The organism is Sediminibacillus sp. JSM 1682029, assembly GCF_041366435.1.
Classification (GTDB): Bacteria; Bacillota; Bacilli; order Bacillales; family Amphibacillaceae; genus Sediminibacillus; species Sediminibacillus terrae.
The window spans coordinates 85,507-100,129 of record NZ_JBEWYY010000010.1; the positions used below are offsets into that span (position 1 = coordinate 85,507).

Sequence of the window (14,623 nt, forward strand, 5' to 3'; positions counted from 1 at the left end):
ATTGGTTCTTCTTATTATAAACACATATCGGTCATTTTTTAAATGATAATCCTCGCAGCATTTACAATTGCATGTCGAACCATTTGGCTGTTTCCAGTATAGCGAATCTGCTGACTTTGTGTCCGCGGCCGACCTCCCGTAAAAAGCGGATGCTTTCCGGATTTTTATAATAAGGTACGACTTCATTGTAAAAACTGTAAGCATGGTCAAAAGGTACAACCGGATCGGCTTCTCCATGCCAGAAAAACAACGGCCGTTCATACAGCTTGTCTACCTGCTTCGACAAATCAATGGTTTCCAGCTGTTGATAGATAGTTTCAATCTCATCGTCCGACATTTCAAACTCAGAACTGTTCTGTTTCATCTGGTCGACCAACGCCTTGGCGTAATCGGTGATTTTCGGAGAGCCCATCAACACTGCCGATGCTTTAATCCATGGATATTGCGTCAAAGCGGCAGCCGTGGTGATCCCTCCCATGCTGGTGCCGGCAAGACCGAACCTTTCGTCAAGAAGCAGCGTTTTTTCGTCCAGTGTACTCTTTATCACTTGTAAATCTTTTATGTTTTGGCTGACGATTTCAAAAAATCGCATATTCATTTCATCCGTTGATAAGTCTTCTGCCCTGTCCCCATGAAGCATGCTGTCCGGCAGAATGACCCGGAAGCCTTTTTCCGCGAGCAAGTAAGCAAGTGGAAGATTATGTTCTTTAGCACTCGTATATCCATGAAAATATGTAAGGACTGGCAGTGGCTCTCTGCTTTTTTCTGCATCGACGACAATAAGGAGGGGAATACCCTTCCATTTTTCTCTGCTTACGGTGATCATATCTTCTTATCCTCTCATCTATAGTGGTGATCTTAATTCCATGATAATCGTTACACTTTAAACATGCAAAACAAACAGTAAATTTAACCCTTTCTTTACAGATAACCTGTTCACCGATAAACTATACTTACATAAGAGGTGATTATATAAATGAAAACGAACCAGCATTTGATAGCATTGGATCTTGACGGAACCCTGCTTACAGACAACAAGGTAATAAGCGAAAAAACAAAAAAAGTGATCATGCAGGCAAAACAAGCTGGTCATGTCGTAGTGATAGCCACCGGAAGACCCCACCGTGCCAGCATTGATTATTACAAAGAGTTAGAGTTGGACACCCCGATGGTGAATTTTAACGGGGCATTGATTCATCATCCATTAGATAAAAAATGGGATGCCGTCCACTCACCGCTGCCCAACCGGACAGCAAAAGCGATAGTACAGACATGTTATGATCTGGAGGTCAACAATATCATGGCCGAGGTAGGAGACGACGTCTACCTTGATCAGTATGATGAAGAATTAATGGAAATCTTCCATACCGACCAGGCTAATCCTGTTACAGTCGGAAGCCTGAAAAATAATTTGCAGGATGATCCAACTTCTTTGTTGATACACCCACAGGAAGAACACATACAAGAACTCCGCTCCCATCTCAATGACAAACACGCTTCAGTCATTGAGCACCGTAAATGGGGAGCTCCCTGGCATGTAATCGAAATCGTACGTAAAGGATTGAATAAAGCAGTCGGATTGGAAAAAATCGCCCGCTACTTTGACATTCCGCAGTCACACATAATTGCTTTCGGAGACGAAGACAACGATTTGGAAATGATTGAATATGCAGGAGTAGGCGTGGCGATGGGAAATGGAATCGAGGAACTGAAGAAACTGGCCAACCATGTCGCCGGTACAAATGAAGCAGACGGGATCGGAGCCTTCTTGGAAGAATATTTGCATCTCGGAGCCAAAAGCACCAGCACTAATTAACGCGATGAAGTCTGGCATCTTTTTCAAGTCATTCTTTTTCCTCGCAAGGTCCATACTAAGCTTGAACGCAATAGCGTTCAAGCTTTTTTTGGCAACGCTGGTTTATACGGCAGCCGATGTTGCGTCATAGAGTCTGTTGCCTGCTTCAGCAGGTTTTCGTTGACATTTCTATTAGGGGGAATGGAAATGAGCAGAAAAAGCAAGTCAAAACGATTTACGCAGCAAGGGGCCGATTCGGTAAAAAGACATGATGAGCGTTTTCCTTACCGGGAGCGCTTTACCGATGTCGAGCGTAAAGAGGAACAAGCAGACCAACATACTCTGGGAGGTTTTTAACAATGGCAAACAATTTCATGCAGCAAGCAAGAAATGCAATGAACCGTTTAACCAACATGACAAACGGCGGCCAGAATGTCAGCGAGCAGGATAAGCAAGCAGCACGCAATGCTATCCAATCTGCTTATACTAGTGCTTCCCCTGAAGAACAAGAACAGCTTCAGCAGTTGGAAGAGCAGCTGAACCGTCATAACCAAATGCAGTAAACTGATAGGGCGGCATCCATCCCGGTGCCGCTCTGTTCAATGAACCATAGGCGCTCCCCGCCTTCGTCCCAACTTCCCAAAGAACACTTTAATGACATGGACACAAAACGACAGTTCCGGACAATTATTGCCCAGGAAATAAGGGGCACATTTGTCCAGGATACTTACGAACCCAAAGAAACAACCCTCTTATTTCCTTTTACTTCAATCCCTTTTGTAAATGACAAAATTCTGCTATGATGGACATAAATCTGTGTTACATAGGAGGATTAAGCATGAGTGTACGAGTGGAAGCGACACCGAACCCGAATGCAATGAAATTCACAACTGATTCCATGATATTCGAAGGAAATAACAGCGTGTCCGTGATGGCTGGACAAACAAGTGAACATCAAGTTCTGAATGACCTGATGGAACTGGAAGGAGTCGACAACGTTTTCGGTTTCCAAAACTTCATCACAGTTAACAAGAAATTCGACGTGGAATGGGAACCGCTTACCCCACAAGTGGAAGCAGTCTTAAACGAATACGGATACTAAGAACATTTCCGGACAAGACTAAAAAACGAGAATATTCCTCTGAATGCATCAAAATTTTGATCATAAAAAAAAGCTGTTCAAGAAGTCTTGCTACTTCCTTGAACAGCTCTTTTTCTATCCATCCAAATCGGCTAGTCACCCCACGCATCTGGCGAACTTTCTTTATGTTTCCATTAATCGTTGCGTCGAAAGAAACCAAATATTCCAGTTGTCTGCACAACATTCGTGAACGCCTGTGGATCCACTTCCGAAATAATCCGTTCCAAGTCATACAATTCATACCTGGTGATAACAAGGACCATCATATCCTTGTCTTCACGACTGTATGCGCCTCGAGCAGGTAAAATCGTGATTCCTCGGATCATTTTGTCGTGAATCGCTTTTTGCAGTTCCTCCGCTTTGCGTGTGACAATCATAGCTGTCACTTTTTCATGACGGGTATGGAGCGCATCGATCACCCTTGTTGTCACATATAAAGTAAGTAACGTGTACAAAGCATTTTCTGCTTCATACAACAAACCAGCAACGATGATGATTCCGCTGTTGATGATCAAAAAGAAATTGCCGATCGGTTTATCCTTCATGCGGGACAACACCATCGCCACGATATCCAGACCGCCGGTTGATGCCCCCCATTTCAATGTCATACCGACCCCTATACCGCCGATGACACCTCCGAAAACAGCATTTAAAATAATATCCTCTGATAACGGCTGTACCGGCAACACTTCAAGGAAAACCGTCGTGAATATGACCGAGATCACACTGTAAATCGTAAAACCCTTACCGACTTTGTACCAGCCCAATATGGCTACCGGTATATTCAAAATAAATAGGATGATACCTGTACTGACTCCATTGATATTGAAAAAGTCTCGGAAAATACTTGACATAAGCTGGGCGATACCTGTAAAACCGCTGGCATAGACATTCGCGGCAATAAGGAAAAAATTTAATGCAATCGCGTTGAACAATGCCCCCAGCATTACTATGAAAATTCGTCTCGCTTCAATAAAAAACATAACTGCCTCCTTCGTTTATCCCGGTCAAAAGCCACAACGATTGTCGCAAGTGCGGCCGCTCCCTGTATCGATGTTCTTATGTTGTTTTCCAACTATCGGGCTATTTCTTCTACATGTCCTTATCGTTTCCATATGTAGCAAAAATAAGCTTCTCTTTTCCATACCCAGCTATTCGCACAAATAATCGGCAGTATCGCTTTTCCCATTTCCAATACAACGAAATGGGAAAAAGCTTTGACTATCGATAACAGTACGCTTACACTGTAGATAAACTGCACTTGTTTTATTTATCATCCTTGCGGGCTTGTATTTCGAGCTCGATGGCGGTTTCTTTTTTGAAACTCCCATTTTACTTTTTACCGTAAGAAAAATGATCCGAATTGAGGGTGGAAAACATGAATGTGAAAATTATCACCGATTCTGCGTGTGACCTTTCGCAAAGCCATTATGAAAAATACAACATTGATATGGTATCACTGACTGTCGAACTCGACAATGAAAATTTTGAAGACGCAAAAACTATTTCTGCGAAAGCAATCTATGATGCAATGCGTGCTGGAAAGGCACCAAAAACTTCTCAAGTCAGTCCGCAAAAATTCCGTGAAGCATTTGAAAGCTATGCTAGGCGAAACCAGCCGTGCCTTTATGTCGCTTTCTCGTCCGAACTCTCAGGAACTTACAATGCTGGAAGAATGGCCATGCAGGAAGTCAAGGAGGATTATCCTGACTGGGAAGCTCAAGTGCTCGACACTCATTGCGCTTCCCTGGGACACGGATTGGTCGTCCTGCGTGCCGCACAGCTTGCAAATGAAGGAGAGAGTCTCAGCCAAGTTGAAGAAATTGCCCGATACCATGCCAATCACATGGAGCATATCTTCACAGTAGATGATCTGGAATATTTGTATCGCGGTGGACGAGTAAGTAAAACAGCCGCTTTTGTCGGTTCGTTGTTAAAAATCAAGCCTTTGTTGCATGTTGAAGCTGGTAAGCTGATGCCATTGGAAAAAATCCGCGGCTCAAAACGCGTGTTGAAACGGATGGTAGACGTAATGGAGGAACGCGGGAAAGATTTTCAAAAACAGACCATCGGCATCAGCCATGGAGACGATTTGGAAAAAGCCAGGCAGCTTGCCGAAATGATCAAAGAACGTTTTGAAGTCGAAGACGTGCACATTGAGATGGTCGGCTCAGCAATCGGCGCCCACTCCGGCCCCGGAACACTTGCTTTGTTTTTCCTGAACGATGATTATCAATAAGTTGCACATGGTCGAAATCAATGCCTAGTCAAAGAAAAACCGAACGATTATTCGAAATTCAACGCTTTCGAACTCGATCGGTTTTTCTTTTGGAACTTTCCCCATCAGTTAACTTGATTATAAACCGTCCTACCTTGTCCTAAGCACAATCCAAGAATCCACTCCGGCAAGGTACTTCGTATTCCCGCTGGCAAGGCTTACTTGAACTCAATACAGAAAAGCATAATGGAGAGGGGAAATAAGTGTTTCTCTTCTTAAATGGTAGTGTTTACCGGCTGTTTTTTTGTTTCTTCTTCAGAAAAACAACGGCAAAAACAAATGCACCGAGTACTGCTAAAATAAAAGAAACAAACAACCAATTGATGCCTTTGTCATCCTCAATGACATATACTTCCGCCGTTTCACGGTCAAGCCCGATTTTGTAATGCCCTGCTTCATCGGCCCGCACCGTCTCATCGTTGAGCAATCCACGAAGCTGTTTGCCTGCTTGGATATCGTCAATGGTCACAGCTTTAGTGGATGTGTCATTGTTGATGGCAAAATAAACGGTTTCCCCTTCGTGACTGCGTTTGAATAAACTCATCGCTCCGTTGCTTTTCACCAGCTCCATATACCCTTTCGTAAAAGGAGAGAACTGCTGGCGAATGGCAGATAATCTTTCCAGATACTTGCTCAGTTCGTCATTGCCACTGTTCAATTGTGCCGTACGATGATCTGGCGCCTCGTCTCCATTACCCATTGCAACCTCTGACCCTTGATAAATGACAGGTGTGCCCGGTCCCAAGTACAAATAAGTCAATCCCAGCTTCCATCTCGTCACCGGATTTTGTCCGAGCTCAATCGCTTTTTTTGTGAAGCGGGTTGTCATTTGGCTGTCCAATGCCACACCGTTATCTTCTGACTCTTTGTCACCGGTTAAATTTGATAATTCATTCCCCGGTGCGTGGAAGACCTGATCAAGGGACTTGGTCTGCTCATAGTCAATGATTAAATCAATTCCCGCTTCCTGGAACGACTCCATCCCTTCCTCATCAGCATGTTTCCAGTCTGCCAAGAGGGAAAATCCTTGCTGTTCAGCATGCAATGCTTCAGCAAATTCGGCAACAAATGAAACGGGGGTATCTGGTTCGATTCCTATCCTGTATCCATCCAATCCCGTTTCTTCCATCCAAAACTTCCCTGCGTCACTCAATGCTGCTGCAACTTCTTTGTTTTGCAAATCCAACTGCGGCAAGTCTGCGAGCCAGGGAGTCTGCAGAAGCTCTGCTTGTCCTTGTTGCTCATCATGTTCACTCGCGTACCAGTCTTGCTTGTCCTGATCTGTAAGCCATGGATGCGAGGCAGATGTATGATTGACCGGAAAATCCATGAACACTTTCATGTCACGTTTGTGTGCTTCATCCACCAATTCAGCAGCTGTTTCCATCGTCCCAGCGTGAGGTTCTATCGCAGTATAGTCCGTTACCCAGAAACCGTGATAACCATCTTTTTCATTTTCCATGATCGGGCTGATGTTAACAGCAGTGAATCCCATCTCTTTCAAATCGTCAAGCTTGGTAATGACCCCCTGCAAATCGCCGCCATGCAAGGCTTTGGGGTCTTCAATATCAATTTCCTCGTCATTGTCAAAGTTTCCGTTTACAAATCGGTCTACAAGTATATAGTAAATAGATTCTTCTGCCAATGTATCTTCTTGTTCTACAGCACTTACAGATTGTGAGTAAAAAAGAAGAAACGGCAATACAGCCGTGGCTGCCAATAACTTCTTCACATTCCGTTCCTCCTACAGGCATAATTAGAAGCATAAAAGCTTTCTTAATAAAGGGTAGCCTTATCAGCCCTGTCCGTCAATCATGTTTGTGCCAATTTCCCCTGATTCCATAAAAGTGTCACACATGCGTCATAATTACCATTTAGTCGTTTTAGAGCAATATGTACTGACAAATACAGACAGGCAGTATATACTTAATTGGATTTTCTAATTATTTGGATCGTGAGGATATCAAATGAATCAAACAGATATAAAAAAGCAAAGCCTCTTCGCCCTGACTTGGCCCATATTTATTGAAATACTTCTCCATATGCTGATGGGAAATGCAGACACCTTGATGCTCAGCCAATATTCCGACAGTTCCGTGGCAGCCGTCGGAGTCTCCAATCAGGTGATTTCAGTCATTATCGTCATGTTTGGCTTCGTTGCCGCCGGAGCAGGTGTGCTCGTTGCCCAAAATCTTGGAGCCGGGAAACAGGATACCGCTGGTGCCATCGCTGTTACCTCGCTCAGCCTCAATTTATGGTTTTCCCTGCTGTTGAGCATTGCTCTGTTCTTGTTTAGCAAGCAAATTTTAAAGATAATGGATTTGCCTGCTGATTTGATGGGGGAAGCAGGCGTCTACTTGAACATTGTCGGTGGATTGATTTTTGTTCAGGCATTGATCATGACAGTGTCTGCTGTGTTAAGAAGCTATGGATTCACGAAAGATACAATGTACGTAACGATTGGCATGAACGTGCTTAATATAATCGGAAACTATGCCGTTATTTTCGGACCGTTCGGTTTCCCTGTTTTAGGAGTGGAAGGAGTGGCGTACTCTACCATCATCAGCCGCTTTTTAGGATTTACCGTCCTTTTGCTTCTATTGTTAAGACGCAGTGAAAAAACATTGCCGTTCACTTCTTTCTTTGCTTATAAAAAACAACATATCCGCGATCTATTGAATATCGGCATCCCTTCAGCCGGAGAGCAGCTTTCCTATAATGCCAGCCAGATGGTGATCACTTATTTTATCGCCCAGCTCGGAACCATGGCATTGACCACCAAGGTTTATGTCCAGAATATCATGATGTTCATTTTCCTGTTTGCTCTGGCAATCGGCCAAGGGACACAAATATTGATCGGCCACCTGATCGGTGCAGGGGAAGTAGATACAGCCTATAAACATGGCATCAAGAGCCTGCAAATCTCGATTGTCATTTCCACCTTTGCCGCCGTTGTCATTTATTTCGCCAGTGATTTTTTATTGGGCATCTTCACCGATAATGCAACCATTATGGAAAAAGGGGCAGCCTTGCTGTTGGTGACGATCATCCTGGAACCCGGCCGGGCATTCAACCTTGTGGTCATCAGTTCCCTGCGGGCAGCCGGCGATGTAAGATTTCCGGTTTTTATCGGCATTTTGTCCATGTGGGGGGTCAGTGTCACTTTCGCCTGGTTCTTCGGTTTGTACCTTGGATTGGGATTGATCGGTGTCTGGATTGCTTTTATAGCAGATGAATGGCTGCGCGGGTTGTTGATGCTGCGGAGATGGCGTTCCAAAATTTGGATCAAAGAAACCTTCATTAAAACTTATCCAGCGGATCAATAGTTAAGAAAAGCTCCGGCATCCGTTTAAAAGGAGAACAGGCTAAATCCGTCTCATCGTGCAGGCCTCCGACAAAAGCAGGCTCACGAAAAGCACTGGGTATATATATCTTTAATTTCAGATTTTCTTATCTTTTAAAAAAAAGCGTGCCCAGACAGCACGCTTTTTTACACTACTTCTGATTTACTTTTCTATTTTGATTTGATAGGTGCGCAGCCAGTGGTCAATTTGGCCAAGATGGGCCAGCAGCTGCGGTCCTGTCATTAGCTGTCCAAACCACGGTGCCTCTATTTGCTTTCCTTCAGTTTGGATCAATTTTTCGATTTCTTTCCGATCAAACAATTCAAACAGCCTGGCATCCGGATCCTTGGTTATTTCTTCAAGCCATGACACGACAGCATTCGTATATACCGGATTATGTGTTTTCGGATATGGACTCTTTTTCCGATAAAGGATTTCTTGCGGGAGCAGCCCCTCCAATGCTTTCCTTAATATCCCCTTTTCCCTGCCATTATACGTCTTCATTTCCCATGGTATATTCCAAACATATTCAACCAGTCGATGGTCGCTGAACGGGACCCTTGCTTCAAAACTGGCCCCCATACTCATCCGGTCTTTTCTGTCCAACAGTGTCGGCATGAACCAGTGCATATTCAGATAAAACATTTGCCGGCGTTGTTTCTCAAGGGGACTGTCCCCTTCGTATTCCGGAGTTCCATCAATCGTTTCCTGGTATCGTTTCAGCATGTAACCGTGTAAATCGAGTTTTTGTTTCCATTCTTCGGTAAGCAAGGAGCGTCTTACTTCAGAGGAACGAATCCAAGGGAAACCTTCCCTGGTCAAGTCGTCTTCACGATAAAACCACGGATATCCACCAAAGATTTCATCCGCACATTCTCCGGACAGGGCAACGGTCACTTCCTGTTTCGTCTGGCGGCAAAACCAGAGAAGTGATGAATCCACATCTGCCATTCCAGGCAAATCACGCATCTCAACAGCTTCTTTCAACATATCCGCCAATGTCTTATTATCCATCACAAAGGTATGATGATTCGTGCTGCTGAATGCGCTCATCTTGCCAATAAAGTCTTTGTCGCTATTCGGTTGAAAAGAGCTTTGTTTAAAATATTTATCATTGTCCTGATAATCAATCGAAAATGTCGACAATCTCCCTTTGCCCTTTGCCTGCAAGTAATTGGCGGCAATCGCGGTTATGGCACTGGAATCCACACCTCCAGATAAAAAAGTACCAAGAGAAACATCCGAAACCAGTTGTCGTTCTACTGCATCTGTAAGCAATTCCCTGATTGTCTGTGCAGTGGTATCCAAGTCGTCTTCATGTTGTTTGCTGACAACATTCCAATAGCGCTTTGTTTGAAATCCATCTTGATTAAAAACTCCGATATGGGCAGCAGGAAGTTCATTGATGCCTTTGAAAACTCCATGACCGGGAGTCCGTGATGGACCAAGTGCAAGCACTTCACTTAATCCTTCCCGGTCCAATACGGGTTCTACTTCAGGATGTGCCAGCAGTGCTTTTATTTCAGATGAAAACAAGATTCCTTCCCCATGCTTTTTGAAAAACAACGGTTTGACACCAAGCCGGTCTCTCGCCATAAACAATTCCTGCTTTTCCGCATCCCAGACGGCGAACGCAAAAATTCCATTTAACTTTTCGACACACGCAGCCCTCCATTGAATAAAACTCTTCAATAACACTTCTGTATCAGAATGGGACGCAAAACTCCATCCTTTTTCCAAGAGTTCTTGACGCAGATCCTCTGTATTGTAAAGTTCACCATTGTAAATCATCACATATTTTGCTTCTCCGCGCAGGCATTCCATTGGCTGCTTTCCACCTGAAGGGTCGACAACTATCAATCGTTGATGACCGAATCCAGCGTGATCGCAAATCCACTCGTTATACTCATCAGGTCCCCGGTGCTGAATGGTCCCTGCCATTTTACGTACAGTGGCTATTTCCCCGGATAAGTCGCGTTTCAAATCTACCCAGCCTGTGATCCCACACATATACGAAAACACACCCTTTCTTTTAACCCTTCTTCATGCTTATGATAAAAACGCCCAGAGTGTGTATAAGTGAAGCCTGTTTTGTTACACGAAAAAAATGGCAGCATCCAACCAGAACAAAGGTGAGCCATTTTCCCATTCCATAGTTTTTTTCTCCATCCCTTAAACTTTCCTATAAAAAAACACCGCCCCGCAGAACATCCCGCGGAGACGGTGTACAATATCAAGACATAAAATGCAGGCCGAATGGCAGTCTGCCAAAGCCTAGAACCAGAACGATGAGCACCGCAATAGCAAACTGTACCCAGATACCCATAACTGGCTTGCCTTTGTTGTATTTCACAGCAATCATTTCCATAGCTGCGATAACCCAAATTCCTGCCAATCCCTTAACGATGACTTCTCCAAGCATATAACTTTGCTGGAAGTAGTACGCAATCAAGTCACCACCCGAATACAAGATCAACAGGTAATCGAGTCGCAAAATCATCTGTAAAATTTTTGCTGGTTTGTCTTTACCCTGCTTTTTAAACATCAAAGCAAGTCCAAATAAAATAAACGCTAGTACCCATGAAGTGATATGTAGATGCGTCGTCATGACGTACCTCCTTTTTATTCAATCAACGCTATCATATCATTTTTCCGTAAACATTTCATTGGATAACACGTCCCCTTTCGTACATTTCTATGAACATTCACATTCCATGTTTGTTAATAAAAGACCACAAGAGGTAGTGGCTTCTACGTTCCCACACGATGTGGGCGGTCTTAGTAGAAGGTTTCCGATTTCCGTGAGGAACGGACCAACAAGCTAACGACGAAATTCGCCGCGTCTTTTTTTCCGCATTTTTGAACTTCCTCCCTTTATACAATGTTCAAAAAGAGGACAAAAAGGACCAAGAAGTTCTAGGCAGCGCAGTTGGGAGTACCGGAGCGGACTTCCACAGGATGTGGTGGCTTCTACGTTCCCACACGATGTGGGCGGTCTTAGTAGAAGGTTTCCGATTTCCGTGAGGAACGACCAGCAAGCTAACGACGAAATTCGCCGTGTCATTTTTCCCGCATTTTTGAACTTCCTCCCTTTATACAATGTTCAAAAAGAGGACAAAAAGGACCAAGAAGTTCTAGGCAGCGCAGTTGGGAGTACCGGAGCGGACTTCCACAGGATGTGGTGGCTTCTACGTTCCCACACGATGTGGGCGGTCTTAGTAGAAGGTTTCCGATTTCCGTGAGAAACGACCAGCAAGCTAACGACGAAATTCGCCGCGTCTTTTTTCCCGCATTTTTGAACTTCCTATATATGAAAAAACTGTTATAATTGAAAGCGTATGCTTAACATCGAAACGGAGGGATACCATGGTACGATCGAGTCAGGAAATCATTGACCAAACACAGGAATATGGAGCTAAAAATTACCACCCGCTGCCGATTGTGGTTGCCAAGGCTGAAGGAGTCTGGGTAGAGGATCCCGAAGGAAACCGCTACATGGATATGCTCAGTGCTTATTCAGCAGTCAATCAAGGACACCGGCACCCACGCATCATCGATGCCTTGAAGCAGCAAGCAGATCGCGTGACCCTGACATCAAGAGCGTTTCATAACGACCAATTAGGTCCATGGTACGAAAAAGTATGCAAGCTGACGAACAAAGAAATGGCATTGCCGATGAACACTGGAGCCGAAGCCGTAGAAACTGCCATTAAGGCTGTACGCCGCTGGGGGTATGAGGTGAAAGGAATCCAGGAGGACCAGGCAGAAATCATCGCCTGTACCGGTAACTTCCATGGCAGAACAATGACTGCGGTTTCTTTATCTTCGGAGGAGGAATACAAGCGTGGATTCGGACCTATGCTCCCAGGAATCAAGCTGATTCCTTACGGCGATATCGATGCGCTTAAAGAAGCCATCAACGAAAACACGGCTGGATTCCTGATGGAACCAATTCAAGGAGAAGCGGGTATTGTCATTCCGCCTGAAGGTTATTTAAAACAGGCTTATGATATTTGCAAACAAAACAATGTCCTTTTCATTGCTGATGAAATCCAGGCAGGTCTGGGCAGAAGCGGTAAAATGTTTGCTTGTGACTGGGAACAAGTTTCCCCTGATGTACTGATACTGGGCAAGGCACTTGGCGGAGGAGTATTCCCCATCTCATGTGTGGTGGCTAATAAAGACATCCTCGGCGTGTTCAATCCTGGATCGCACGGATCTACCTTTGGAGGAAATCCACTTGCATGTGCTGTTTCGATAGCTGCCCTAGATGTATTGGAAGAGGAAAAGTTGGCAGATCGTTCATTGGAATTGGGGAATTACATGATGGGGGAACTAGTAAAAATTAAAAATCCGGTGATCAAAGAAGTGCGCGGAAGAGGATTGTTTATCGGTGTAGAACTGACAGAATCTGCAAGGCCTTATTGTGAACAATTGAAAGGAAAAGGATTGCTCTGTAAAGAAACACACGAAAACGTCATCCGTTTTGCCCCGCCGTTGACAGTCGAGAAACCAGACTTGGTATGGGCGGTCGAGCAAATTAAACAAGTGCTAGAATCATAATTTAATAAAGATACACAAGGTTAGCGGCCAAAGCAAAAACCGAGCGATGTTCGAAATGCCAAGCATTCGGATTCGCTCGGTTTTTTTCCGGTTCGTGCGATTCTCGTAAGAATCCCCTTTTATTATTGCCAAATTAATGCACAAGTCCTTTGCTTTTCCTTCGAGTCAATTGTCAAAAACATCAAGAAGTACTTTTTACTCCTCTCATCCTTCAAGAACAACGGGAGGGTGGTTTACATCATATTCCAACCTTTCCCTTTTTCCGGTAATCACTAATCCATAGATCGAACTCGTTTCCTTAGCTGTTGCTTTTCTCCATAGGTTAAGCTCCTCCATAGCCACTCAGCAGGTCCAAAACGGAAATAGTTTAACCACCATCTGCTTGCGCAAATTTGCAGACTGAATATTATCAGGACGAGCACGACCGAGTAGCTTGGACGCACGGAGCCATATAATCCGAGACCAGCACTATAAAACAGGAAAAAGCATATAAGTGACTGTGCTAAGTAATTAGTAAGCGACATCCGTCCCACATAGGCGAGCGGGGTTAATAGCTTTTTCCCGTGCTTTGTGCGGAAAGCCAGAGTGACCGAAAGCACATAGAATAACGCAGAAGCACTGCCCCCGATTGCCCGTTTTGCCTCATTTAGCCAAAACGGATTTCCCATTGCATAAGGACCAACTTTCATCAGAACAAATAGGATACCTGTAATAAACCAAACCCTGATCAGGACAGGCCGAAACCGATCAATGTCATGCAGCCATTTCTTACGGGAAGTGTACATCCCCAACAAAAACATCGGCAGCAGACTGAATGTCAAAAACAAGTAGGCAATCCCTCCATTGGCGTATAACCAGTCTACGAGATTCTGGCGCCAAATGTCCAAGAGGGTCCCATCCCCATAGTTGGCCATTGCCTCTGAGATTCTCTGGCTGTCACCTGCCGTTATATCCGGTATAAAGTTCCTGACAGCATAGGATAACATCGTCAGGAGCCCGGCCGGTATCAAAAGCAGGCCAAAACTCCATCCAAGTAATGTCCCATTCTGCCTGCGGTAAAAGCAAAATAGACAAAACCCTATAATGCCGTAGGTCAACAGGATATCTCCATGCCAAATCATAAAAGCATGGATGATACCAAAGCAAATCAAAACCAAAAGTCTGCGGATCAATACATGAACGGTATTCCTTTTTTTCTCCTGCAGCCTGTCATACATCACCTGCATGCCGAAACCGAACAAAAAGGAAAAAAGCGTATAAAAACTGGCCTGAAAGAAAATATCGATTCCGGCCTGTACAGCGTGATCCAGTTTATTGTTCCAGAAATCGCCTGCACCCCCATAAAGAAAAAACGGGGCATTGAAGGCTGGCGCATTGACCATGAATATGCCGAGAATGGCCAGCCCCCTCGCGGCATCTATCCAAATGAGCCGCTGGTTTTCGTTTAATGGTGAACCTGCCTTCGCCATCGTTATCCCCCTTCGCCTGATTGCTTTCTAGCT

General features: G+C 44.5%; 13 protein-coding genes. 7 read left to right on the plus strand and 6 right to left on the minus strand.

The features are described from left to right. Nucleotides 1-61: 61 nt before the first annotated feature. Nucleotides 62-826, minus strand: a complete 765-nt coding sequence (locus tag ABVF09_RS15800) for an alpha/beta fold hydrolase (protein ID WP_371069622.1) — start codon at nt 824-826, stop codon at nt 62-64. 150 nt (nt 827-976) lie between these two features. Here ABVF09_RS15800 and ABVF09_RS15805 point away from each other — a divergent pair, with 150 nt between their 5' ends. From ABVF09_RS15805 to ABVF09_RS15820, 4 genes are all read left to right on the plus strand, one after another. Further along, the gene (locus tag ABVF09_RS15805) at nt 977-1,816 is read left to right on the plus strand and encodes a Cof-type HAD-IIB family hydrolase (RefSeq protein ID WP_026571123.1); all 840 of its coding nucleotides are present in this window, start codon (nt 977-979) and stop codon (nt 1,814-1,816) included. A gap of 186 nt (nt 1,817-2,002) precedes the next feature. Continuing rightward, the gene (locus tag ABVF09_RS15810; RefSeq protein ID WP_162832887.1) at nt 2,003-2,152 is read left to right on the plus strand and encodes a hypothetical protein; all 150 of its coding nucleotides are present in this window, start codon (nt 2,003-2,005) and stop codon (nt 2,150-2,152) included. Between the two features lie 2 nt (nt 2,153-2,154). Next, on the plus strand, nt 2,155-2,358 hold the full coding sequence (locus ABVF09_RS15815) for a DUF3813 family protein (RefSeq protein WP_026571124.1): 204 nt from the start codon (nt 2,155-2,157) through the stop codon (nt 2,356-2,358). Between the two features lie 275 nt (nt 2,359-2,633). Continuing rightward, a complete protein-coding gene (locus ABVF09_RS15820) occupies nt 2,634-2,897 on the plus strand; it encodes a NifU N-terminal domain-containing protein (protein WP_026571125.1) in 264 nt (87 codons plus the stop codon). A gap of 173 nt (nt 2,898-3,070) precedes the next feature. On the opposite strand, the gene ABVF09_RS15825 is transcribed toward ABVF09_RS15820, so the two are convergent. Continuing rightward, nucleotides 3,071-3,919 carry a YitT family protein gene (locus ABVF09_RS15825; RefSeq protein WP_026571126.1) on the minus strand — a complete coding sequence of 283 codons (849 nt, stop codon included), beginning with the start codon at nt 3,917-3,919 and terminating at the stop codon, nt 3,071-3,073. A gap of 395 nt (nt 3,920-4,314) precedes the next feature. Here ABVF09_RS15825 and ABVF09_RS15830 point away from each other — a divergent pair, with 395 nt between their 5' ends. Then, nucleotides 4,315-5,175: a DegV family protein gene (locus ABVF09_RS15830; protein WP_371069623.1), complete on the plus strand. Its 861-nt coding sequence runs from the start codon at nt 4,315-4,317 to the stop codon at nt 5,173-5,175. Nucleotides 5,176-5,443: 268 nt separating this feature from the next. Here ABVF09_RS15830 and ABVF09_RS15835 read toward each other — a convergent pair whose 3' ends face one another. Continuing rightward, nucleotides 5,444-6,946 carry an alpha-amylase family glycosyl hydrolase gene (locus ABVF09_RS15835; RefSeq protein ID WP_371069624.1) on the minus strand — a complete coding sequence of 501 codons (1,503 nt, stop codon included), beginning with the start codon at nt 6,944-6,946 and terminating at the stop codon, nt 5,444-5,446. Between the two features lie 235 nt (nt 6,947-7,181). On the opposite strand from ABVF09_RS15835, the gene ABVF09_RS15840 reads away from it, so the two are divergent. Continuing rightward, nucleotides 7,182-8,540, plus strand: a complete 1,359-nt coding sequence (locus tag ABVF09_RS15840; RefSeq protein WP_153462294.1) for an MATE family efflux transporter — start codon at nt 7,182-7,184, stop codon at nt 8,538-8,540. 180 nt (nt 8,541-8,720) lie between these two features. Here the strand turns inward: ABVF09_RS15840 and asnB are convergent, their stop codons facing one another. Together asnB and ABVF09_RS15850 are read right to left on the minus strand one after the other, a co-directional pair. Beyond that, on the minus strand, nt 8,721-10,568 hold the full coding sequence (gene asnB / locus ABVF09_RS15845) for an asparagine synthase (glutamine-hydrolyzing) (protein WP_026571130.1): 1,848 nt from the start codon (nt 10,566-10,568) through the stop codon (nt 8,721-8,723). 223 nt (nt 10,569-10,791) lie between these two features. Continuing rightward, a complete protein-coding gene (locus tag ABVF09_RS15850) occupies nt 10,792-11,166 on the minus strand; it encodes a YisL family protein (RefSeq protein ID WP_026771754.1) in 375 nt (124 codons plus the stop codon). 758 nt (nt 11,167-11,924) lie between these two features. Here ABVF09_RS15850 and ABVF09_RS15855 point away from each other — a divergent pair. Then, nucleotides 11,925-13,121 (plus strand): ornithine--oxo-acid transaminase, encoded by a 1,197-nt coding sequence (locus ABVF09_RS15855; protein ID WP_026571132.1) that lies wholly within the window; start codon nt 11,925-11,927, stop codon nt 13,119-13,121. Between the two features lie 272 nt (nt 13,122-13,393). Here the strand turns inward: ABVF09_RS15855 and ABVF09_RS15860 are convergent, their stop codons facing one another. Continuing rightward, entirely contained in the window at nt 13,394-14,590 is a 1,197-nt protein-coding gene (locus ABVF09_RS15860) for a DUF418 domain-containing protein (protein ID WP_026771756.1), read from the minus strand. Nucleotides 14,591-14,623 lie beyond the last annotated feature (33 nt).

Excerpts from the sequence above, each read along its gene's own strand:
- ABVF09_RS15800 (WP_371069622.1), bottom strand. The coding sequence starts at position 826 with ATGATCACCGTAAGCAGAGAAAAATGGAAGGGTATTCCCCTCCTTATT.
- ABVF09_RS15805 (WP_026571123.1), top strand. The coding sequence starts at position 977 with ATGAAAACGAACCAGCATTTGATAGCATTGGATCTTGACGGAACCCTG.
- ABVF09_RS15810 (WP_162832887.1), top strand. The coding sequence starts at position 2,003 with ATGAGCAGAAAAAGCAAGTCAAAACGATTTACGCAGCAAGGGGCCGAT.
- ABVF09_RS15815 (WP_026571124.1), top strand. The coding sequence starts at position 2,155 with ATGGCAAACAATTTCATGCAGCAAGCAAGAAATGCAATGAACCGTTTA.
- ABVF09_RS15820 (WP_026571125.1), top strand. The coding sequence starts at position 2,634 with ATGAGTGTACGAGTGGAAGCGACACCGAACCCGAATGCAATGAAATTC.
- ABVF09_RS15825 (WP_026571126.1), bottom strand. The coding sequence starts at position 3,919 with ATGTTTTTTATTGAAGCGAGACGAATTTTCATAGTAATGCTGGGGGCA.
- ABVF09_RS15830 (WP_371069623.1), top strand. The coding sequence starts at position 4,315 with ATGAATGTGAAAATTATCACCGATTCTGCGTGTGACCTTTCGCAAAGC.
- ABVF09_RS15840 (WP_153462294.1), top strand. The coding sequence starts at position 7,182 with ATGAATCAAACAGATATAAAAAAGCAAAGCCTCTTCGCCCTGACTTGG.
- asnB (WP_026571130.1), bottom strand. The coding sequence starts at position 10,568 with ATGTGTGGGATCACAGGCTGGGTAGATTTGAAACGCGACTTATCCGGG.
- ABVF09_RS15850 (WP_026771754.1), bottom strand. The coding sequence starts at position 11,166 with ATGACGACGCATCTACATATCACTTCATGGGTACTAGCGTTTATTTTA.
- ABVF09_RS15855 (WP_026571132.1), top strand. The coding sequence starts at position 11,925 with ATGGTACGATCGAGTCAGGAAATCATTGACCAAACACAGGAATATGGA.
- ABVF09_RS15860 (WP_026771756.1), bottom strand. The coding sequence starts at position 14,590 with ATGGCGAAGGCAGGTTCACCATTAAACGAAAACCAGCGGCTCATTTGG.